This is a genomic window from Actinosynnema sp. NPDC049800 (genome assembly GCF_040656635.1).
Taxonomy (GTDB): Bacteria; Actinomycetota; Actinomycetes; order Mycobacteriales; family Pseudonocardiaceae; genus Actinosynnema.
The window spans coordinates 1-20419 of sequence record NZ_JBFAMT010000009.1 but is presented as its reverse complement, the minus strand read 5'-3'; the positions used below and the strand labels follow the sequence as shown (position 1 = coordinate 20419).

Below are 20419 nucleotides of genomic sequence, written 5' to 3'. Positions count from 1 at the left end.
TGGGGAGCCCGAGATGACCACCACGACCGACACCCGCCGCGCCGCCGCCCACACCACCACCGCCACCACCAAGCGCAACGACCTGGTGCTCGCCGCCTTCCGCGTCGTCGTGTCGTTCCTGTTCGGCCTGCACGGCCTGCAGGGCCTCGGTTTCCTCGGCGGCATCGACGGCCAGGGCGCCGCGGTCCCGTTCGGCTCGTGGCCGGGCTGGTACGGCAGCGTGATCGAGCTGGTCGGCGCCGTCCTGGTGCTGGTCGGCCTGGCCGCGCGGCCGGCCGCGTTCGTGCTGTCCGGCGTCATGGCCTACGCCTACTTCACCGTCCACCAGCCGGAGGCCCTGCTGCCGATGCACAACATGGGCGAGCTGGCCGCCCTCTACAGCTGGGTGTTCCTGCTGCTGGCCGTCCTCGGCCCGGGCGCCTTCACGGTCGGGCGCGCCCTGCGCCGCTGACCCTCCGCACACCCCCCGAGGGGCGCGCCTCCACCCGGAGGCGCGCCCCTCGGCGTGTTCAGGTCGTACGCACGTGGGCACCCTGCGGACATGGCCGAGAACCCGATCAAGTACCCGGGGTTGACCGACGACGTCCACCCCACCCCGGACCACGGCGAGGCGACCTACCGCGGCACCGGGCGGCTCACCGACAAGAAGGCCGTGATCACCGGCGGCGACTCCGGCATCGGCCGCGCCGTCGCACTGGCTTTCGCGCGCGAGGGCGCCGACGTGCTCATCTCCTACCTGCCCGCCGAGGAGAAGGACGCCCGCGACACCGCGAGGCTCGTCGAGGAGGCCGGGCGCAAGGCGGTCGCCGTCCCCGGCGACCTCACCGAGGAGGCGCAGTGCGCGGCCGTCGTGGCGCGCGCGGTCGAGGAGTTCGGCCGGATCGACGTCCTGGTCAGCAACGCCGCCTACCAGATGGCGCAGGACGGCGGCCTGCTCGACATCTCCACCGGGCAGTTCGACCGCGTCATGAAGACGAACGTGTACGCGATGTTCTGGCTGTGCCGGGCGGCCGTGCCGCACATGCCCGAGGGCTCCTCGATCATCACCACGTCGTCCATCCAGGGGTTCCAGCCCTCCTACCAGCTCCTCGACTACGCCACCAGCAAGGCGGCGATCGTGAACTTCACCAAGGGCCTGGCGCAGAACCTGGTGGACCGGAAGATCCGGGCGAACTCGGTCGCACCCGGTCCGGTGTGGACGCCGCTCATCCCGGCCACCATGCCGCCGGAGAAGGTGGAGAGCTTCGGCGAGCAGTCGCCCATGGGCCGCGCGGGTCAGCCGGCCGAGCTCGCCCCGCTGTACGTCTTCCTGGCCTCGTCGGAGTCCAGCTACATCACCGGCGAGGTCATCGGTGTGACCGGAGGCTCGCCCATCACGTGAAACCCCTGGTCAGGGGCCCGCGAAAAAATCTTGGAAGAAATCGGGCCCGGATGTCGATCCACGCCCCCGCTCGTTCGTCGCGTGAGTAGAGGCCAGGATGGACCGGCCAGGCGAACCAACAGGGAGATCGACATGCGTTTCATGGTGATCGTGAAGGCGAACGAGAACACCGAGGCCGGCGCGCAGCCCACCGCGGAGGAGCTGAACGCGATGGGCGCGTTCAACGAGGAGCTGGTCAAGGCGGGCGTGCTGCTGGCGGGCGAAGGGCTGCACCCCAGCTCCAAGGGCGCGCGGGTCTACTTCTCCGGCGACAAGCGCACCGTGGTCGACGGCCCGTTCGCCGAGACCAAGGAGCTGATCGCCGGTTTCTGGCTGCTGGAGCTCAAGTCGCTGGAAGAGGCGGTCGAATGGGTCAAGCGGGTGCCGAACCCCACCGGCGAGGAGTCCCAGATCGAGATCCGGCAGGTCTTCACCGAGGACGACTTCGTCAACGCCTCGCAGGAGCTGAAGGACCGCGAGCGCGAGCTGCGCGCCGAGCAGGAGGCCCGCGCCGCCCAGGGCTGACCCCGGGGCACGCGCTTGCCGACGCGCATCGGTAGCTGATCTGATTCCAGGTCGTGATGGCTACCGAGGCGCGTCGTGCGGTCGAGGCGGTGTGGCGGATCGAGTCCGCCCGCCTGATCGCGGGGCTGGCGCGGATGGTGCGCGACGTGGGCCTGGCCGAGGAGCTGGCGCAGGACGCGCTGGTCAGCGCCCTGGAGCAGTGGCCGGAGCACGGCGTGCCGCGCAACCCCGGCGCGTGGCTGATGACCGCGGCGAAGAACCGGGCCGTCGACCTGATCCGGCGCGACCGGAACTACCAGCGCAAGCTCGAGCAGATCGGGCGCGACACCGGGTCCGACCACGTCCCGGACGCCGCCGCCAAGGTCGGCGAGATCGACGACGACCTGCTGCGGCTGGTGTTCACCGCGTGCCACCCGGTGCTGTCCACCGAGGCGCAGGTGGCGTTGACCCTGCGCATGCTCGGCGGTCTGACCACCGACGAGATCGCCCGCGCGTTCCTGGTGCCCGAGGCGACCGTGGCGCAGCGGATCGTGCGGGCGAAGAAGACCCTCGCCAAGGCGGGCGTCCCGTTCGAGGTGCCGGCGGAGGACGAGCGGGACGCCCGGCTGGCGTCCGTGCTCGGCGTGATCTACCTGATCTTCAACGAGGGCTACTCGGCCACCGCGGGTGACGACTGGATGCGCCCGGCGCTGTGCGCGGACGCGTTGCGGCTGGGCCGGGTGCTGGCCGGCCTGATGCCGCGCGAGCCCGAGGTGCACGGCCTGGTGGCGCTGATGGAGGTCCAGGCGTCCCGGGCCAAGGCGCGCGTCGGCCCGGACGGCGAGCCCGTGCTGCTGCTGGAGCAGAACCGGGCCCGCTGGGACCAGCTGCTCATCCGCCGCGGCCTGGACGCGCTGGCGAAGGCCGAGTCGTTGGGCGGCGCCGGCGGACCGTACGCGTTGCAGGCGGCGATCGCCGCGTGCCACGCGCGGGCCCGCGTGCCGGAGGACACCGACTGGACCCTCATCGCCGGTCTCTACGAGAGGTTGTCGCTGGTCGCGCCGTCACCGATCGTGGAGCTGAACCACGCGGTGGCGATCGGGATGGCGTTCGGCCCGGCGGTCGGGCTGGAACTGGTGGACGAGCTGGTCGACGAGCCCGCGCTGAAGGGCTACCACCTGCTGCCGAGCGTGCGCGGCGACCTGCTGGCCAAGCTGGGCAGGCACGCCGAGGCGCGGGCGGAGTTCGAGCGGGCGGCCGGGATGACCCGCAACGAGCGGGAGCGCAAGCTGCTACTGGACCGCGCCGCCGGCTGCTAGCGCCCGGCCGAGGTTGTCCAGCAGCTCGACCGTGCCGCGCTCGCGGTGCTCGACCTTGTCGTGGCCGTCGAGGAACGCGCCCGACTCGGTGTAGACGAGCCGCGTGCCGCCGCCGGAGGCCTTGAACTCCACGGTGGCGACGGACACCGAGATGCGCGTGTCCTCCATGTGCATCTCGTAGGTCGTGACGATCCGCTCGTCGGGCACGATGTCCTGGAAGCGGGCCGCGTAGTGGAAGACCTTGCCGCCCGGCTGCCCGCCGCTGACGCGCTCCTCGCCGCCGACGCGGAAGTCCTGCTCCAGCGGCTTGGCCACCCACTCGTCCGGGCCGACGAACCAGCGCGACTTCGCCTCGGGGGTCGCCCAGGCGGCGAAGACCGCGGCGGGCGGCGCGTCGTAGTCGCGCTCCAGCGTGAACGTCGCGTGCTCCACGGTCATGACTGCTCCTTCAGGTAGTCGTCGAGCCGGTCGAGCCGGCTCTCCCAGGTCGTGCGGCGCTCGGTGATCCACTGCTCGGCCTGGCGCAACGCGGACGGCACGACGTGGCAGGTCCGCACCCGACCGACCTTCTCCGTCCGCACCAGGCCGCTGGCCTCCAGCACCTGCAGGTGCTGGACCACCGCGGGGAGCGACATCTCCAACGGCTTCGCCAACTCGCTGACCGACGCGGAGCCCAGGGTCAACCGCTCGACCATGGACCGCCTGCTCGGATCGGCGAGCGCGTGGAACACTTGGTTAAGCACCTACTTAAGTATCCGCGCCCCGCCGCCGATGTCAACCGCTCGCCCCGGCGACCTCGGAGCGCCTCGTCGGACGACCGCACGGCCCGGAAAACCGCTCGGCCGCCGGCGTGCCGCCCCGGTACCGTCCGGCGGACGTGATCGACGGAGAGGGGGCGGCGTGCGCAAGAGCCCGCAGGAGAAGAAGCGGTTGAGCTACGCCAAGGACCGCCGCAACACCTACGGCGAGAACGACAAGAGCTCCCGCAAGAACATCCCCCGGAACAAGCAGCTCGCCCACCGCGCCGACCGGCACCACGCCGACCAGGCCCTGCGCTCGGCGCTCGGTCGGGCCGACGAGGCGTCGGCCGACCACGCCGAGCAGGTCGCCCGCGACCGCCGGCCGTCGTGGTTCCGCAAGCACCCCGACGCGCCGCTGGGCGAGGTCGTCGCCTACCGGCTGCGGGAGCGCGTCGAGGCCGGCACGGACGGGCAGGAGCGGGCCGAGGCGCGGTTGGCGCGCGTTCGGCGGCACTACCGGCGGGCCACCCCCTGACCGGTCACGGCCACGTGCCGTCCTCGGTGAACCGGGTCGGCGCGGCCGTCGGCCCGGCGAGGTCCCGGCCGTTGGCCGCCACCCAGCCGTCGTAGTACGCGTCGGCGTACGACGCCGACCGCGCCGCCCAACCGCGGCAAGCCGAGCCGCCGGCGGTGTCGTCGTGCCGCGCCGGTCGGACGGGTGGCCGGAACCTGTCAGCGCACCCCGACGGGCCCGGGACCTGACCCAGACTCCGCTCGAACGCCCATCAGCCGCACGGGAACGAGGGCCGAGTGAACCCGGTCGACTACGAAAGCCTCGCCGACGAGGTGAAGACGATCCAGCGCGGGCTGGCCGAGGTCCGCGCGACCGCCGTGTCCGACGACGGCCTGGTCAGCGCCGTCGTCGGCGGTCGCGGCGAGGTGATCGAGCTGGACTTGGACCCCCGGATCTACCGGACCGCCGACTCCGCCGCCCTGGCGGCGACCATCACCGCCACGATCCACCGCGCGGTGGCACGTGCCCAGGCCGAGGTCTTCACGCTGGTGCGCCGGTTCCTGCCCGCCGACGCCACCCCGAAGACGGCCGACCTCGACTTCGACCCCTTCCTGACCTCCCTCGACCGCGCCTCTCGGCGGGGCGACCGGTGAGCGGCGTCGAGCTCTCGACCGAGGCCGCCCTCTTCGAGCTGAACGGGATCGACGTGGAGGGCAAGCTCGCCACCGACACCTGGCGCGGCCACCGCGCCACGATCGACGCGGGCGAGGCGGGCATCGGCGCCGGTCCGCTGGCCGACGCGTTCCGCTCGGTCTACGTGCCGGAGCCCGTGAAGCAGGGCGCCGACCACGCGTTGGCCGCCGTGCCCGCGGTCGTCAAGGCGGGTCAGGAGGGCGTGGCCGACTACGTGGCCGCCGACCAGCGCGCCGCCGCGGGTCTCCCGCGCTGATCGGAGGACTCGGCATGCCCATCGGGGAACCGACCAGTGCCCTGGGCCTGTGGCCGGAGGTCAAGGCGATCACCGGCTGGCCGGAGACCGACGAGACCGCGGCGGTGGACCTGTTCTTCGGCTGGCGGGACGCCGCCGCGGCCGTCCACGCGCTCAGGTCGACCAACGTGAGCGGGCTCGCCGGCGCCTGGCCGGACCCGGCGGGTCAGGCCCTGCTGGGCAAGCTGGGCGAGGTGTTCGCCGCGCTCGGCACGGTCGAGCAGGACATGAACGAGCTCGCCGGGCGGGCCGGGCGGTTCGCGCTGGAGGTCGAGGGGGTCAAGAACTACATCCGCGACGCGATCCACCTCAACCTCGTCAACTTCGGCATGGCCGCCGCGCTGCCCCCGGTCATCGGACGCCGCATCCAGGACGGGATCGTCGCCGACCTGGCGTCCGCCATCGTCGCGGAGATCACCGCCTCCGCCGAGCGGATCAAGGCGCCGGGGCCGATCGACCACCGGCAGATCATCGAACAGCTGGCCGCCGCACGAGGGCTCGGCGAGCACGGCCTGCACCTCATCCAGGACAACGCGAACACGATCAGCGCGTTGGCCGACGTCAGCGGCGACGCGAGCACCGGCCTCAGCATCGCGAGCGACGCGGCCCTGCTGGCCGGTCCGGCGGGCGTCCTGCCGAAAGCGGGGCTCGAAGCCGTGTCGACCGCGCTGGGCTGGGGCGCGTTGTTCGGCCACACGCTCGCCTACCTGGGCGGGGCGGACGTGCCGCCGGAGACGTTCCTGCTCGACGTGATGGGACTGGCTTCCCCGCTCGGCACCCCGGTCCTGCTCGCCCACCTCGGGGTCGACGTGGCCGAGTACGTCGGCGGCCAGCCGACGTCCACCATCGTGGACGACTACAACAAGTACTGGCGACCGACCGGCGAGGCGGTCAGCGGCACCGACCCGCTGCTGGGGTCCTACAACCCGGTGCTGAACGCGTCGGCGGCGGGCGGAGCGCTCGACGCGGAGCGACGGCCGGACCTGCTGGAGGAGCGGGCCCGGTCGCGCGGTGACGGCTGACCGCACCGCCGACGCGACGGGTGAACGGCTCGGTCGCACGCGGGTCCCGCCGGTACCGTTCGGCCCGAACCGGCTGGGAGGAGGCAACCGTGCGCAGGTCCCCTGAGGAGGAGGCGCGGTCGAGCCGCGCCGAGGACTGCCGCGGCGACGTCCCGCGCGGCGTGCCCGCGCCGTGAGCCACGGCGACTTCGACGGCGGCTGGGACAGCCTGGCGCGGTTGGTGGACGGCCGGTGGGTCGAGCGGCGGCCCCGGCGGCCGGAGGTGGCGGCGCAGTTGCGCCGGGAGACCCGGTTGATGCCGTGGCTCGCGCCTCGCCTGCCGCTGCCCGTGCCGGTGCCCGAAGTGGTGTCCGACGAACCGCTCGTCGTGCGGCACGCGCTCGTGCCGGGCGAACCCCTCACCCGCCCCGGGCACGGTCGCGCGCACGGACGAGAGCTCGGGCTGTTCCTGCGCGCGCTGCACGACTGCCCGGCCGACGAGGCGAGCCGCCTCGGCGTGCCGACCCGGCCACCCGGCGACGCCGTGCCGCGGTTCGAGGCCGACGTGGTGCCGCTGCTGCCCGCGCGGCGGCGCGAAACCGCGCACGAGCTGCTCGCGGCGGCACGGCGGCTCACCGGCGGCACGCTCGTCCACGGCGACCTCGGCCCCGACCACGTGCTGACCGCCGACGGCGTGCTGACCGGCGTGATCGACTTCGGCGACGTCCACCTCGGCGACCCCGCGCTCGACCTCGCGTGGGCCCTGCACGACACCGCGCCGGCGTTCGCCGCGGCCGTCGCCGACGCGTACGGCGTGACCGAGGACCAGCGGGCACGCGCGCTCACGTGGCACCGGCTCGGCCCTTGGCACCACGTCACGTTCGGCCTCGACCACGACGACCCCGTGATCACCCGCGAGGGACTGCTCGGTGTCCTCGCCCGGCTGCCGGCGACGCCGGGGAGGCGCTGACCGGGAGCTGTCGGCGTTTGCCAGGATGGCCGTGGGGGTGGCCGCATGAGCGACGGCGAGGAACTGCTGCGCCACAAGGAGTTCGTCCGCTTCTGGGCCGCGGACGCGGTGTCGTTGGTCGGCACGGCGATCACCACGTTGGCGCTGAGGGCCGTAGCCGTGTTGACGCTGGGCGCGTCCGCCACCGAGGCGGGGATGCTCGAAGCCGCGCGCTGGCTGCCGTACCTGCTGTTCGGGCTGGTCGCGGGCGCCCTGGTGGACCGGTGTCGGCGTCGGCCGGTGCTGATCGGCACGGACCTGGCCCGCGCCGCCGTGCTGGCGCTGATCCCGCTCGCCGCCTTCACCGGCGCCCTCGGCATGCCGTCGCTGATCGGGCTGATGGTCGTGTTCGGGACGTTGAGCCTGTTCTACGACGCGGCGCACCAGTCGTTCCTGCCGCTGCTCGTGCCGACCGAACGCCTCACCGAGGCCAACGCCCGCCTGGAGCAGACCAGGGCCGGCGCCCAGGCCCTCGGGCCGCTCGTCGCGGGCGGGTTGGTGAAGCTCGTCGGCGGACCGCTCGCCGTGCTGGTGGACGCCGTCTCGTACCTGGTGTCGGGCCTGGTGCTGGCCACCCTGCGCACGCCGGAACGGCCGGTCGAGGCGCCGCCGAAGCGCGACCTGCGCGGCGAGGTGCGGGAAGGCCTGCGGTGGGTCTACCGGCACGAGGTGCTCCGCCCGCTCGCCATCGGGTCGCACGCCTGGTTCCTGTTCACCTCCGCAGCCGGCGCCGCCTACACCATGCTGGTGCTCGACGAGCTGCGCTTCGACGCGTTCCTGTACGGCGTGACGTTCGCGGTGGGCGGTGTGGGCGGGCTGGTCGGCGCGTCGCTGTCCGGACGGGTGGGACGACGGTTCGGCGTCGGCAGGGTGATCGTGGCGGCCCGCTGGCTCACCCCGGTCGGTTACGCGCTGGCCCCGTTGGCCACGTCGAGCACGACCGGGTTCGCGCTGCTGTGCGCGGCGCAGTTCGTGTTCTTCCTGTCGGCCATCCTGGACGCCCCGGTGGAGATGGCCTACCGGCAGTCGATCACGCCCGACCGGCTCATGGGCCGGATGAACGCCACCATGAGGTCGGTCAACCGGGCCATGATCGTGTTCGGCGCGCTGGTCGGAGGCGTGCTGGCCGACGTGCTCGGCAACCGGCCGGCGCTGTGGACCGCCGTGGTGGGCCTGGTCGGCACGGCCGCCTGGATCACGTCCTCCGCCGTGCGCCGCGCCCGGTTGTAGCGCCGCCCGGCTGTACGGTGGACGCGGTGGAGCTGCGCACCGCCAAGGCCGCCGACCTCGACCAGGTCGCCGTGCTGGACGACTCGTTCACCACCGCCACCGTGCTCGAAGTCGTGGCCACGCCGGAGGGCTTCACCCTGCGTCCCACCCCGGTCGACCCGCCGCTGCACAAGGTCTTCCCGCCCGACGACGACCCCGGCGGCACGGTGTTCGTCGCCGCCGACGGGCCGCGCGTGCGCGGGTTCGTCGCCGTCGACCTGGAGGACTGGCACCGCCGGCTGGTGATCCGGCAGGTCACCGTCGCACCGGGACACCGCGGGCGCGGCATCGGCCGGGCGCTGGTGGAGCACGCCTGCGCCCACGGCCGCGAGCACGGCGCGCTGACCGCGTGGTTGGAGACGTCGTCGGTGAACGTGCCCGCGGTGGGCGCCTACCGACGGCTCGGTTTCGCGTTGTGCGGCCTGGACACCACGTTCTACCGGGGCACGCCCGCCGTCGGCGAGGTCGCGCTCTTCTTCGCCCGCGACCTCTAGCAGTAGGTCGCCTCGGGCAGGTCGCCCGCCACGTACGCGCCGGGCGGCACGCCCATCGTGGCCCGGAACTCCCGGCTCAGGTGGGCCTGGTCGTAGTAGCCCAGCTCCACCGCCAGCCGCGCCCACTCGCCTCGCTCGCCCCGGGCCACCACCCGCCGCACGCGGTCGACCCGCGCGTACTGCTTGGGCGACAACCCGACCGCCCTGGTGAACAACGTGCGCAGGTGCCGTTCGCTGACGTCCAGCGCCCGCGCGGTCTCCGCCACGCCCCGCGTTCGCAGCAGCCGTGCCGCCGCGTGCACGAGGTCCGACCGCTTCGGGTCGGTCGACTCGACCCGGCTCAGCAGCGCCGACCGCAACGCGGCCTCGTCGCCCACCGGCCGGCCCCACACCTCGCTCAGCGGCACGACCCGGCCCGCCAGCTCGTCCACCGGCACGTCCAGCACCGCCTGCGCCCGGCCGGGCGTCAACCGCACGACGGTCCGCCGCGCGCCCTCCCGCCCGGTCACGTAGCTCGCCCGGTCGCGTGGACCCACCACGAACGCGCCGGCCGACGCCGTGCACACCACCAGCGTGGTGGCCGTGTCCGGCGCGTGCACGAACTTCCCGCCACCGAACGACTGCATGCCGATCCCGGCGACCCACGGCCGCAATCCTCGCTCCACGCACCCGACAACCGCCGGAACGTCCAAGACCTTCCCGACCCCGGGCGCCGAGACTCGTCCCATGTTGCTGATCACGGGTGCCACCGGCACCACCGGCCGTGAAGTCGTCCGCCTCCTCACCGACCGCGGTGCGGCGTTCCGCGCCCTGTCCCGCACGCCGACCGGCGACCAGGTGCACGCCGACCACGCGGAGCCCGCGTCCCTCGACCGGGCGATGGAGGGGGTGGACGCGGTGTTCCTGCTCGGCCCGGGCACCTCCGAGCTGCCGTCCTACGACTCGGCCGTGCTCGACGCGGCGAAGCGCGCGGGCGTGCGGAAGGTGGTGAAGCTGTCCTCGATCCCGATCGGCCCGGTCGGGCAGTGGCACCGGCCCGGCGAGGAGGCGGCCCGCGCGTTCCCGGTGTGGACGCTGCTGCGGCCGAGCATGTTCGCGACGAACTCGCTCCAGTGGGCGCCGCAGGTCGCCGCGGGCGAGCCGGTCCCGAACCCGGTGGGCGCGACGAAGTTCGGCGTCGTGGACCCGCGCGACCTGGCGGAGGTGGCGGTGCGCGCCCTGCTCGACGACGACCACCACGGCCGCACGTACACGCTCACCGGGCCGGAGCTGCTGAGCATCCCCGAGCAGGTGGCCGTGCTGGCCGACGTCCTCGGCCGCACGCTGTCCACAGTGGACCTCCCGTTGACCGCGCTGCCGCCGGAGTACGCGGAGGGCCTGCGGGCGGCGCTCACCGGTGAGGGCTCGTTCCTGTCCGACGACGTGGCCGAGGTGCTCGGGCGCCCGGCGACCGCCTACGCCACCTGGGCGCGGGAGCGCTACCCGAGGGTCGCGTCTGCGTAGTCCGACCGATGTCCCGGCGGGGTCGCCTGGTTCTGCTTCTGGTGGTACCTGCTGCCGTTGCGCTGCCGACTAGCCCGAGGCGCCCAGGCGCCGGATGCCCTCGCGGGCGATGTCGGTGCGCGACCGCACCCCGAGCTTCGCGAGCACGTGTGACACGTGCGTGGCCACCGTGCGGCCGGACAGGAACAGCCGTTCCCCGATCTGCCGGTTCGACAACCCGGACACGACCAGCTCGGTGACCTTCAGCTCCGTCGGCGTCAGGCTCTCCCACCCGTGCGTGGCCCGCCGGTGCTTGGCGTGCGGGCCGCGCCGGATGCCGTGCTCGCGCAACCGGGCCAGCAGCCGGGTCGAGTCCCAGTCCGCGCCCAGTTCCGCGTGCACGTCCACGGCGTGGCTCAACGCCGCCCGCGCCGACGTCCGGTCGCCCGCCGCCGCGAACAGCTCGGCCGCCGCGGACAACGCCTTGGCCCGGAACAGCGGCCGGCCCGCCACCCGGTACTCCTCGGCCGCGTGCAGCAGCCCGACCGGGTCGGCCGACACCAGCGCCCGGCAGTAGGCGGCGGACGCCCGGCGGTGCGGCACGGCCGGTTCGGCGGTCGGCGACTCGGCGGCCAGCGACTCGGCGTGCGCGACCGCGGCGGAGGCGTCCTCGCCCAGCTCGACGGCCAGCCGCACGAAGTCCGGCAGCAGGTCCTCCGCGCAGTTCCACCCGGTCAGCACCGACCACGCCTCGCGCACCCGTCCGGCCTGCTCCAGGGACAGGCTCACGGCCAGCGCCAACGGCCCGATCACGTGCCCGGCCAACCCGGCGCCCGCCGCGTCGAGGTGCCGCCGCGCGCCCGCCGCGTCACCGCGGTGCAGGTGGATCAGCGCCGCCACGCCGTGGTCGCACCGCGACACCATCGGGTGCTTCAGGTCGTCGGCCAGCAGGTCGACGTCGACCAGCGCCTCGTCCCACCGGCCGGCGTCCAGCAGCAGCTGGCCCAACGCGCTCTGCGCCTGCCCGAGCCGCACGAGGTTGCCGACCTGGTCGGCCGCGTGCCGGACCACCTGCGCGGACGCGATCGCCTCCGCGCCCCGGTCCAGCTCGCCCAGCGTCACGGCCTGGTTGATCTGGAGCAGCAGCCGCAGGTCCGACGTCGCCGGCTCCCCCATGGCCACCGCCAGCGCCCGGTCGAACAGCGGCAGCGCCTCCGTCATCCGGCCGCGCGCCATCGCCACGATCGTGCGCACGTGCAGCGCCCAGCTCGTGGCCCACCGGTCGCCGCCGACCAGAGCGGCCTGCGCGAGCCGTTCGGCGTCGTCCAGCCGGCCGACGTCCCAGTGCGCGCGGGCGGCCAGCACGAGCAGCCGCGCCCGGTCCGACGCGGTGACGTCCGGCGCCGCGAGGGCGCGCTCCACCTCCAGCAACGTCTCCGCCGAACGCCCGGTCATGCTGCGGCACTGCGCCAACGTCCAGTGCAGGTCGACGAGCGTCCCGTGCTCCAGCCCGGCCAGCGCGACGGCCTCCGCGCCGTGGTGGTCGCCCAGCCGGAACCGCGCCTCGGCCAGGTGCGCCAGCAGCACGCCCCGCCGGCCGCCGGTGTTCGGCGCGACCACGACCCGGCTGAACAGGTCCACGGCGGCCTCGGGCGCGTGCGCGACGAGCATCGAGCCGTGCACGACCAGCCAGTCCGCCACCCAGTCGGGCAGCCGGTCGTCGGCGGCGAGCAGCTGCCGGGTCACCCGGTCCACGCCCGCGCCCGTGTCGGCCAACGCCCGCGCCGCCTCGGTGTGCCAGGCGCCCCGTGCGGCCTCGGGCACCTCGTCGTACAGCGCGGTGCGCACCAGCGGGTGCCGGAACGACAGGCCGGCCGTGCCGTCGACCAGCACGCCCGCCACGGTCGCCTCCTGCAACGCGGGCAGCAGCTGCACCACGCGCACGCCGAGCACGGCGGCCAGGTCGGCGACCGGGAAGTCGACGCCGAGCAGCGCGGCGGCCACGAGCACCCGCCGCACGTCCGCGCCGAGGAACCCGATCCGGTCCGCGATGGCGGCCGACAGCGACGGCGGCACGCCCGCGTCCACCAGCCGGGCCGTGCCCGTGGCGTCGGTCTCGATCGCGGACCCGCGCAACAGCGCCTCGACCAGTTCGACCAGGTAGAGCGGGTTGCCGCCGGCGTCCTCGGCCAGCCTGGCCAACGCCTCGTCGGGCGTGCCGCCCGCCAGCCTGCCGGTCAGCTCCACCACGTCGGCGGGCGCCAGGCGCGGCAGCGGCAGCCGGGTCACGCCCTTGCGCAACGCGGCCACGTCGTCGCGGCGCGGCAACGGCCGCAGCACGCCGATCAGCAGCAATGGCAGTTGCGGCACGAGGCCCGCCAGCCGCCGCCACACCGCGACGCTCGCCTCGTCCGCCCACTGCAGGTCGTCCAGCACCAGCACCACCGGGCCGATCGCGCACAGGTCGTCCACGCGGGCCAGCAGGCGTTCGGCGGTGACCGCGGCGCTCTCCGACCGGGCCACGGCGAGCGCGTCCAGCAGGGGTAACAGCGGGAGCGCGCGGCCGAGCTCGTCGCCCGCGCCCCGGCACACCCGGAAGCCGCGGGCCGCCGCGACGTCGCACGCCGCGCGGACCAGCGCCGTCTTGCCGATCCCCGGCTCGCCCTCGACGAGCAGCGCGGTGCCCCGCCCCTGGGCCAGGTCGTCCACCAGCGCCGAGAGGCGGCCCAGCTCACGCTCGCGGCCGGCGAGACGCAGGGTGACGGCACGCACACCGTGAGAATACGGTGCAAACGGCAGGTTAACAAGATGTTACATTGTTCGCCAATTAACCTGATCGTCAACCAGTTAGCCGTTTGTTCACGCCGATTCCGCTCCGCGTCCCTCCGACTGCTGCCACGGTAATCGCCGGAATTCCCCCGTCCCCGTCGACTGGAGAACGCATGCGAATCGCCCGAGTGCTCATCGCCGCCCTGCTGGTCGCTGTCTTCACGACCGCCGCGGATCTCTCCACCAGCCCGTTCGGCGGAATGCCCTACAACTGACCGGCGATATTCCACCCGAATTCAGAAAATTCCACCCGACCGGTGCGGACAACGACGAACAGGGGTCGCCCGGACAACGGAGTCCGGCGAGCCCGTCGCCGCACGGGACATTCGTCCTCCACCCGCCCTGGACGAGGCCGCTACGCTGCGGAAGCGTGGCACCGGCCCCGACCCGAGGCGCCGCGCGCGTGCTGCGCTGCGGCGCGGTCGGGCTGTCCACCGGGCTGCTGGCCGTGCTCGCCCACGCGAGCGGCGGCGGCCACCTCCCTTCCCTGCCGCACGTGCTGGTGTTCGCGCTGGCCATCGCGTGGACGTGCGTGCCGCTGACCGACCGGCAGCTCGGGTTCGCCGAGCTCCTCGGCCTGGTCGGCGTGGTGCAGGTGGCGGCGCACGTGTTCCTGGCCGTGCTCTCGCAACACCCGCGCGAGGTGCTGCCGTCGCCGGCGATGCTGCTGGCCCACCTGGTCGCCACGGCGATCGTCGTCGCGGCCCTGACGGGCTTCGAGCAGGCCGTGTTCCGGCTGGCCGCCGTGATCGCGGCCGTGCTGCCGCGCAGGCTGAGCCCGCCGCCCGCGTTCGCGCCGCTGCGCATCCCGATCGCCGCGCACCCGCAGCAGCCCCTGTCCGAGGTGCTGCGCCGCCGCACGCTGCCCCGTCGCGGACCGCCCCACTCCTAGGTAGCCGCACCTCCCCACCACCGCCCCGACTCCCGGGACCGGTGGCATCCCCCCATACCCAGGAGTTCCCGCCATGACCGAGTCCTGGCGCGGCCTCGTGCTGCGCTTCCACTTCTACGCGGGCGTGCTCGTCGGCCCGTTCGTGCTGATCGCCGCCCTCACCGGCGTGCTGTACGCCGCGACACCGCAGTTGGAGTCGTGGCTCTACTCCGACCAGCTCCGCGTGCCCGAGTCGTCGTCGTCCGTGCCGTTGTCGCAGCAGGTGAAGGCGGCGGTGGCCACCCGGCCGGACGACGAGCTGGTCGCCATCCGGCCCGCGCCCGAGCCGGGCACGACGACCCGCGTGCTGTTCGCCTCCGACGGCGACGCGAGGCCGACCGTGTTCGTGAACCCCGCCGACGGCGCCGTGGTCGGCGAGCTGATGACCTACGGCACCAGCGGCGTGCTGCCGCTGCGCACCACCATCGACCAGGTCCACCGCAACCTGCTGCTCGGCGAACCCGGTCGGCTCTACAGCGAGCTGGCCGCGTCCTGGCTGTGGGTGGTGGCGCTGGGCGGGGTGTTCCTGTGGTTCAGCCGCCGTCGGACCCAGCGCACGAAGCCGACCACGCGCAAGCACGCGACCGTCGGCCTGTCCGTGCTGGTGGGCGCGCTGTTCCTGTCCGCGACCGGGTTGACGTGGTCGGCCTACGCCGGTGAGAACGTCGCCGCCGTCCGCCAGGCGCTCGACTGGACCACGCCGGCGCTGGAGGGCGGCGGCGACCACGCCGGGCACGACATGTCCAACCCCATCCCGGTGATGCCCGGCGAGGTCGACTCGGTGCTGACCCACGCCCGTTCGGCGGGCATCGACGCCGGGCTCATCGAGATCACCGTGCCGCCGATGGCGGGCATGGCCTGGAACGTCACCGAGATCGACCGCGCCTGGCCCACGCAGGTGGACGCGGTCGCCGTCTCCGGCGGGCAGGTCGTGGACCAGGTGCGGTTCGCCGACTACCCGTTGGCGGCGAAGCTGACCCGGTGGGGCATCGACCTGCACATGGGCGTGCTGTTCGGCTGGCCCAACCAGCTCCTGCTGCTGGCCGTCGGGCTCGGCCTGGTGGCGCTGGTGGTCCTCGGCTACCGGATCTGGTGGCTGCGCCGACCCACCCTCGGCTTCGGCCGGCCGGTGCCGCGCGGGCAGTGGCGGAAGGCGCCGCGGGCGCAGCTCGTGGCCGTGCTGCTGGTGGCCGCCGCCGTCGGCTGGTTCATCCCGCTGCTCGGGCTGAGCCTGCTGGCGTTCCTGGCGACCGACGCCGTGCTGGCCGTGCGGTCGCGGCGGCGGAAGTCCGGTGAGCCGGCTCCGGAATCGTCGCCGGTGGCCGGGTAAAACGGCGCGACGGCCGAGCCGGGAGCGGGTTAGCCTCCAGCCATGCGCTGTGGTTGACGCCCCGTACCGCCCCCGGCTCGGCCGCTGGCCCGCCTGACGGTGGGCTGGGCGGTGCTGGCCGACACCGTGCCGATCTACCCGCTGTACGCGCTGCTGTTCGTGGCCACCGGGTTGTCGGACGCCGAGGTCTCCGCGTTGTTCGCGATCTGGTCGACGGTCGCGGTCGTGGCGGAGGTCCCGTTCGGCGCGTTCGCGGACCGGTTCTCGCGGAAGTGGTCCGTCGTCGGGGCAGGCGTGTGCCAGGCGGCCGGGTACGCGACGTGGACCGTGCTGCCCGGGTTCACCGGTTTCGCCGCGGGTTTCGTGCTGTGGGGCGTGGGCGGGGCGATGTCGTCCGGCGCGGTGGAAGCGCTGCTGCACGACGGGTTGGCGGCGGTCGGCGCTTCGTCGCACTTCGGGCGGGTGCTCGGCCGGGTCACGGCCGTCGGGTTGCTGGCGCAGATCCCGGCCGCGCTGCTGGCCGTCGCGCTGTTCTCGGCGGGCGGGTTCGCGCTCGTCGGGTGGGTGAGCGTGGCGACGTGCCTCGGCGCGGCGCTGGTGGCGACCCGGCTGCCGGAGACGCCGCGACCGGAACCCGCGGGCTACCTGGCCGTGTTGCGGTCCGGGCTGGCGGAGACCGTGCGCGCGGTGGACGTGCGGCTCGCCGTGCTGGTGGTGGCGTCGTTGGCGGCCCTGGACGCGTTCGAGGAGTACTTCCCGCTGGTCGCGGCCGGCTGGGGCGTGCCGGTGGCGCTGGCGCCGCTGGCGACGTTGGCGATCCCGTTGGTCGGCGCGGCGGGTGCGGCGTTGGGTGGGACGCGGTTGCCGTTGGGCGTGCTGCTCGGTGGTGCGGCGGTCTTGTTGGGTGTGCTGGGCGTGGTCGCGCACCCGTTCGGGCTAGCGGGTGTGGCGGTGTTCTACGGCGTGTACCGGCTGGTGTGGGTGAGCGCGGAGGCGCGGTTGCAGTCGCGGATCACCGGTGACGCGCGGGCGACCGTGACGTCGGTGGCGGGGCTGGGCAGCGAGGTGTTCTCGTTCGCCGTGTACGGGGCGTGGGTGTCCGGTGGGGTGGTCGCGGTGGCCGGGGTGGTGCTCGTGGTGGCGTTGTCGTTGCCGCTGACCGGCCGGTCGCGCTCCCGGCCGGAACCGGACGGCGCGGTCGTTTCACCACCGTGAACGTTGTTGACGGCTGTGGTCCAGACCACACATGCTCGGGGTCATGGTCCGCAGATCGCTCTTCACCGCCGCGTTGGTGGCGGTCGGCTTGGTGGTGGCGCCCGCGCAGTCCCCGGCGGCGCCCGCCACGTTCACCCACCCCGGGGTGCTGGTGAGCAAGGGACAACTGGACTTCGTGCGGGCCAAGGTGAACGCGGGCGCGCAGCCGTGGCGCGGTGCGTACGACCAGATGATGGCGCACCCGTTCGCCTCGCTGTCACGCGTGCCCAAACCGCGCGCGGTGGTGGAGTGCGGGTCGTACTCCAACCCCAACTACGGGTGCACGGACGAGCGCGAGGACGCGTTGGCCGCGTACACGTTGTCGTTGGCGTGGTACGTGACGCGGGACAACCGGTACGCGGCGAAGGCGATCGAGATCATGGACGCGTGGTCGGCGACGATCCGCGACCACACCAACAGCAACGCGCCGTTGCAGACCGCGTGGGCGGGCTCGTCGTGGCCGCGCGCGGCGGAGATCATCAAGCACGTGCACGGGAACTGGCCGAACTCGGGCCGGTTCGCGACCATGCTGCGCGAGGTCTACCTGCCGGAGATCGTCAACGGGCGTGCGGCGACGAACGGCAACTGGGAACTGTCCATGATGGAGGCGACGCTCGGGATCTCGGTGTTCCTGGAGGACCGGGCGGTGTACGACAAGGCCGTGTCGATCTTCCGGACCCGGGTGCCCGCGTACGTCTACCTGACCTCGGACGGCGCGCTGCCGCGCACGCCGCCGGGCAGCGGCATCGACACGCGTGACGAGATCGTCTCGTACTGGCACGGGCAGACCACGTTCGTGAACGGGCTGTCGCAGGAGACGTGCCGCGACTTCGCGCACACCGGCTTCGGCCTGGCCGCCGCCGCGCACATCGCCGAGACGGCCCACCACCAGGGCCAGGACCTGTGGTCGGAGGTCCGTGAACGCCTGCGTCACGCCTACGGCCTGCACGCCAGGTACCAGCTGGAGCCGATGCCGTCCTGGCTCTGCGGCGGCACCCGCAAACAGGCCCTCGGCCCGACGACCGAGGTGGCCTTCAACGCCCTCAACACCCGCCTGGGCATCGCCATGACCAACACCCAGAGCCTGACCGAACGCCAACGCCCCGCCGCCACCGACCGCCTGTTCGTCGCCTGGGAAACCCTGACCCACGCCGCCAACCCCTCCTGACCCCCTCGCGGGTCCTGCCTCCGGAACGCGCGGGTCACGGGGTCGAGAGGGACTGGGTTTCGGGGTAGGTGGGGAGGTCGGCGGGGGTGGGGGCGCCGGAGCGGACGGCGCGGGCGGTGTCGACGGCCGCGGCCAGGGCGGCGCGGAACGGGAGCGAGCCCGTGCTCACGCGGCGGACGCCCAGGTCGCGGAGGGTGTCGGTGGGCAGCGACGGCAGGGTGTTCAGCGGCACGGGGACCGCGGCGACGGCGGCGGCGATCTCGGACTCCTCGGCGAGGCCCGGGATGAACACCCCGTCGGCGCCGGCGTCCACGTAGGTCCGCGCACGGTCGAGCGCCGACGCGCGGTCGACGCCCAGCCAGTGGGTGTCCACGCGCGCGTTGACGAACAGCCCCGGCGCGGCCTCCTTGAACGCACGGACGATCCGCGCGTGATCGGCCGGCTCCGCCAGGCCCGCACCACGCCCGTCCTCCACGTTCACGCCCGCCACCCCGAGCTCCCACAGCTCCGCAGCCAACGCACCCACGTCACCCCCGAACCCCGCCTCCACGTCCACCGTCACCGGCACGGGCAGCCGCACCAGCAGCCGCGCCAACGCCACCGTCTCCGCCCGCGCCACGCCCGCCGCGTCCGGCAACCCGTGCGCCACCGCCACACCCAGGCTCGTGGTCCCCACCGCCCCGAACCCCGCCCGCACGAACGCCGCCGCCGACGCGAAGTCCCACGCGTTCGGCAGCACCAGGAACCCGTCGTGCATCCGGTGGAACGCCCGCGCACCCTCCACCAGCGCCAACGCGTGCGCCCGCCCCGGGCACGCGTGCCGACCACCGCCGAACCACGCCTCGCCCAGGTCCACCTCCACCACCGACCCGTCCGGCGCGACCCGCCGCGTCACCGGCACCGGCGGCTCGACCCCCGCGATCAACGCCCGGGTCGCGCCGGAGGCCTGCACCAGCACCCCGATCAGGTTCGCCGTCCCCTCGTCCCACGTCCCACCGCACGCCGCGACCAGCCGCGCCACCGCCTCGTCGGCCTCGGCGGTGACGTCGACGTGCGGCTGGTAGCACGCGGCCACCACCGCGACGTCCGACGCGACGGACCGCGGCAGCCCCAGCGCCTCCGCCAGCACCGCCACCGGCTCACCCGCCCGCCGCAACGCCCCGGGGTCCACAGTGGACAGCACCCGCTCCACCGACGCCCGCCGCCGCGCGTGGTCCGCACCCTCGCTGAACCGCGCCACCGACGACCGCAGCCACGCCACCCCGGTCGCCGCCGCGGGCACGGGAGGAACCACGTAAGACGAATCCCACAGCTCGTTCATGCCGCCAACGTAAGCCGCCATCACTTCGGCCACCGCCGAACCGTCACGAGCGCACAATGGCCCCATGGCCGCAGACGAACTGGCGAACCTGGCCGCGCTGCTGGCCGACCGCAGCCGCGCCCGCTTCCTGCTCGCGCTCCTGGACGGCCGGGCCTGGACGTCGGGCGAACTGGCCGAGGCCGCCGACGTGGCGCCGTCCACGGCCAGCGAGCACCTGACCCGCCTGGTCCAGGCAGGCCTGCTCGCCGAACGCCGCCAAGGCCGCCACCGCTACGTCCAGCTGGCCGGCCCGAAGCAGGCCAGGCTGCTCGAAGACCTGCTCGCCTACCTGGGACCCACCGACCCGCCGGCCCGCACGCTCCGCGCGTCCACCGCCAACCAGGCGCTGCGCCGCGGCCGGACGTGCTACGACCACTTGGCCGGGCGCCTCGGCGTGGCCATCAGCGACGCCATGGCGGCCCGGGGCCTGCTCACCGAGGACCTCGCCCTCACCCACGACGGCCTCGCGTGGCTGCGGGACGAGCTCGCGTTCACCCCGCCGGCCACCCGCCGCCCGCTGGCCAAGGCGTGCCTGGACTGGACCGAGCGCCGCTCCCACCTCGCGGGCACGGCGGGCGCGCACGTGTGCGCCCACCTGCACGCCCGGGACTGGGTGCGCGGCATCGGCACGGGTCGCGCCGTGCGCCTCACGCCCACCGGCGAAGCGGCGCTGCGCGACCTCCTCGGCGTCTCGGCGCCCTAGCGCCTGTTTCACAAGTCCGTGTTCGCGATAGTCGGGCCTGAGGTGGTTCCCGGGGGCACGGCCGAATGGGCCACATACAACAGCGGTATGCGGCCCATTCGGCC

The 20419-nt window shown here is 73.9% G+C and carries 22 protein-coding genes; 17 read left to right on the top strand and 5 right to left on the bottom strand.

Annotated features, from left to right (window positions below):
• Positions 1–13: 13 nt before the first annotated feature.
• The 4 genes from AB0I91_RS13380 (at position 14) to AB0I91_RS13365 (ending at position 3243) form a co-directional block, all read left to right on the top strand.
• Positions 14–451 (top strand): DoxX family protein, encoded by a 438-nt coding sequence (locus AB0I91_RS13380; protein WP_498785957.1) that lies wholly within the window; start codon positions 14–16, stop codon positions 449–451.
• Between the two features lie 90 nt (positions 452–541).
• Positions 542–1381, top strand: coding sequence for an SDR family oxidoreductase (locus AB0I91_RS13375; RefSeq protein ID WP_498785956.1), 840 nt, complete (start codon positions 542–544; stop codon positions 1379–1381).
• Between the two features lie 132 nt (positions 1382–1513).
• A complete protein-coding gene (locus tag AB0I91_RS13370) occupies positions 1514–1945 on the top strand; it encodes a YciI family protein (protein ID WP_498785954.1) in 432 nt (143 codons plus the stop codon).
• 56 nt (positions 1946–2001) lie between these two features.
• Positions 2002–3243, top strand: coding sequence for an RNA polymerase sigma factor (locus AB0I91_RS13365; RefSeq protein ID WP_499636909.1), 1242 nt, complete (start codon positions 2002–2004; stop codon positions 3241–3243).
• Here AB0I91_RS13365 and AB0I91_RS13360 read toward each other — a convergent pair.
• Both AB0I91_RS13360 and AB0I91_RS13355 read right to left on the bottom strand, forming a co-directional pair.
• Positions 3217–3681 (bottom strand): SRPBCC family protein, encoded by a 465-nt coding sequence (locus tag AB0I91_RS13360; protein WP_498785950.1) that lies wholly within the window; start codon positions 3679–3681, stop codon positions 3217–3219. The genes AB0I91_RS13365 and AB0I91_RS13360 overlap by 27 nt on opposite strands.
• Positions 3678–3986 (bottom strand): ArsR/SmtB family transcription factor, encoded by a 309-nt coding sequence (locus AB0I91_RS13355; protein ID WP_308257457.1) that lies wholly within the window; start codon positions 3984–3986, stop codon positions 3678–3680. Before AB0I91_RS13355 ends, AB0I91_RS13360 begins: the two co-directional genes overlap by 4 nt.
• 157 nt (positions 3987–4143) lie before the next feature.
• On the opposite strand from AB0I91_RS13355, the gene AB0I91_RS13350 reads away from it, so the two are divergent.
• The 7 genes from AB0I91_RS13350 (at position 4144) to AB0I91_RS13320 (ending at position 9258) form a co-directional block, all read left to right on the top strand.
• Positions 4144–4518 carry a hypothetical protein gene (locus tag AB0I91_RS13350; RefSeq protein ID WP_498785947.1) on the top strand — a complete coding sequence of 125 codons (375 nt, stop codon included), beginning with the start codon at positions 4144–4146 and terminating at the stop codon, positions 4516–4518.
• A 275-nt stretch (positions 4519–4793) separates the two neighbouring features.
• Positions 4794–5150, top strand: coding sequence for a YbaB/EbfC family nucleoid-associated protein (locus tag AB0I91_RS13345; RefSeq protein ID WP_498785944.1), 357 nt, complete (start codon positions 4794–4796; stop codon positions 5148–5150).
• Positions 5147–5446, top strand: a complete 300-nt coding sequence (locus tag AB0I91_RS13340) for a hypothetical protein (RefSeq protein ID WP_498785942.1) — start codon at positions 5147–5149, stop codon at positions 5444–5446. The genes AB0I91_RS13345 and AB0I91_RS13340 overlap by 4 nt, the downstream gene beginning before the upstream one ends.
• A gap of 14 nt (positions 5447–5460) precedes the next feature.
• Positions 5461–6507: a WXG100-like domain-containing protein gene (locus tag AB0I91_RS13335; protein ID WP_499612576.1), complete on the top strand. Its 1047-nt coding sequence runs from the start codon at positions 5461–5463 to the stop codon at positions 6505–6507.
• Positions 6508–6679: 172 nt separating this feature from the next.
• Positions 6680–7456 (top strand): phosphotransferase family protein, encoded by a 777-nt coding sequence (locus tag AB0I91_RS13330; protein ID WP_498785935.1) that lies wholly within the window; start codon positions 6680–6682, stop codon positions 7454–7456.
• 45 nt (positions 7457–7501) lie between these two features.
• Positions 7502–8725: an MFS transporter gene (locus AB0I91_RS13325; RefSeq protein WP_499636906.1), complete on the top strand. Its 1224-nt coding sequence runs from the start codon at positions 7502–7504 to the stop codon at positions 8723–8725.
• 26 nt (positions 8726–8751) lie between these two features.
• The gene (locus AB0I91_RS13320; RefSeq protein WP_499636904.1) at positions 8752–9258 is read left to right on the top strand and encodes a GNAT family N-acetyltransferase; all 507 of its coding nucleotides are present in this window, start codon (positions 8752–8754) and stop codon (positions 9256–9258) included.
• On the opposite strand, the gene AB0I91_RS13315 is transcribed toward AB0I91_RS13320, so the two are convergent.
• A complete protein-coding gene (locus AB0I91_RS13315; RefSeq protein ID WP_499636902.1) occupies positions 9255–9884 on the bottom strand; it encodes a helix-turn-helix domain-containing protein in 630 nt (209 codons plus the stop codon). The two genes, AB0I91_RS13320 and AB0I91_RS13315, sit on opposite strands and share 4 nt — an antisense overlap.
• Positions 9885–9984: 100 nt before the next feature.
• On the opposite strand from AB0I91_RS13315, the gene AB0I91_RS13310 reads away from it, so the two are divergent.
• Entirely contained in the window at positions 9985–10761 is a 777-nt protein-coding gene (locus tag AB0I91_RS13310) for an NAD(P)H-binding protein (RefSeq protein WP_498785926.1), read from the top strand.
• A 69-nt stretch (positions 10762–10830) separates the two neighbouring features.
• On the opposite strand, the gene AB0I91_RS13305 is transcribed toward AB0I91_RS13310, so the two are convergent.
• Positions 10831–13512, bottom strand: a complete 2682-nt coding sequence (locus AB0I91_RS13305; protein WP_499612567.1) for an ATP-binding protein — start codon at positions 13510–13512, stop codon at positions 10831–10833.
• A 427-nt stretch (positions 13513–13939) separates the two neighbouring features.
• Here AB0I91_RS13305 and AB0I91_RS13300 point away from each other — a divergent pair, with 427 nt between their 5' ends.
• The 4 genes from AB0I91_RS13300 (at position 13940) to AB0I91_RS13285 (ending at position 18252) form a co-directional block, all read left to right on the top strand.
• Positions 13940–14461, top strand: a complete 522-nt coding sequence (locus AB0I91_RS13300; RefSeq protein ID WP_498785920.1) for a hypothetical protein — start codon at positions 13940–13942, stop codon at positions 14459–14461.
• A 73-nt stretch (positions 14462–14534) separates the two neighbouring features.
• Positions 14535–15830 (top strand): PepSY-associated TM helix domain-containing protein, encoded by a 1296-nt coding sequence (locus AB0I91_RS13295; RefSeq protein ID WP_499612563.1) that lies wholly within the window; start codon positions 14535–14537, stop codon positions 15828–15830.
• Between the two features lie 111 nt (positions 15831–15941).
• Positions 15942–17045, top strand: a complete 1104-nt coding sequence (locus AB0I91_RS13290; RefSeq protein ID WP_498785916.1) for an MFS transporter — start codon at positions 15942–15944, stop codon at positions 17043–17045.
• Positions 17046–17088: 43 nt separating this feature from the next.
• On the top strand, positions 17089–18252 hold the full coding sequence (locus AB0I91_RS13285) for an alginate lyase family protein (RefSeq protein WP_498785913.1): 1164 nt from the start codon (positions 17089–17091) through the stop codon (positions 18250–18252).
• A gap of 34 nt (positions 18253–18286) precedes the next feature.
• Here the strand turns inward: AB0I91_RS13285 and AB0I91_RS13280 are convergent, their stop codons facing one another.
• Positions 18287–19573 (bottom strand): isocitrate lyase/PEP mutase family protein, encoded by a 1287-nt coding sequence (locus tag AB0I91_RS13280; protein WP_499612561.1) that lies wholly within the window; start codon positions 19571–19573, stop codon positions 18287–18289.
• A gap of 64 nt (positions 19574–19637) precedes the next feature.
• On the opposite strand from AB0I91_RS13280, the gene AB0I91_RS13275 reads away from it, so the two are divergent.
• On the top strand, positions 19638–20315 hold the full coding sequence (locus AB0I91_RS13275; RefSeq protein ID WP_499612559.1) for an ArsR/SmtB family transcription factor: 678 nt from the start codon (positions 19638–19640) through the stop codon (positions 20313–20315).
• Positions 20316–20419 lie beyond the last annotated feature (104 nt).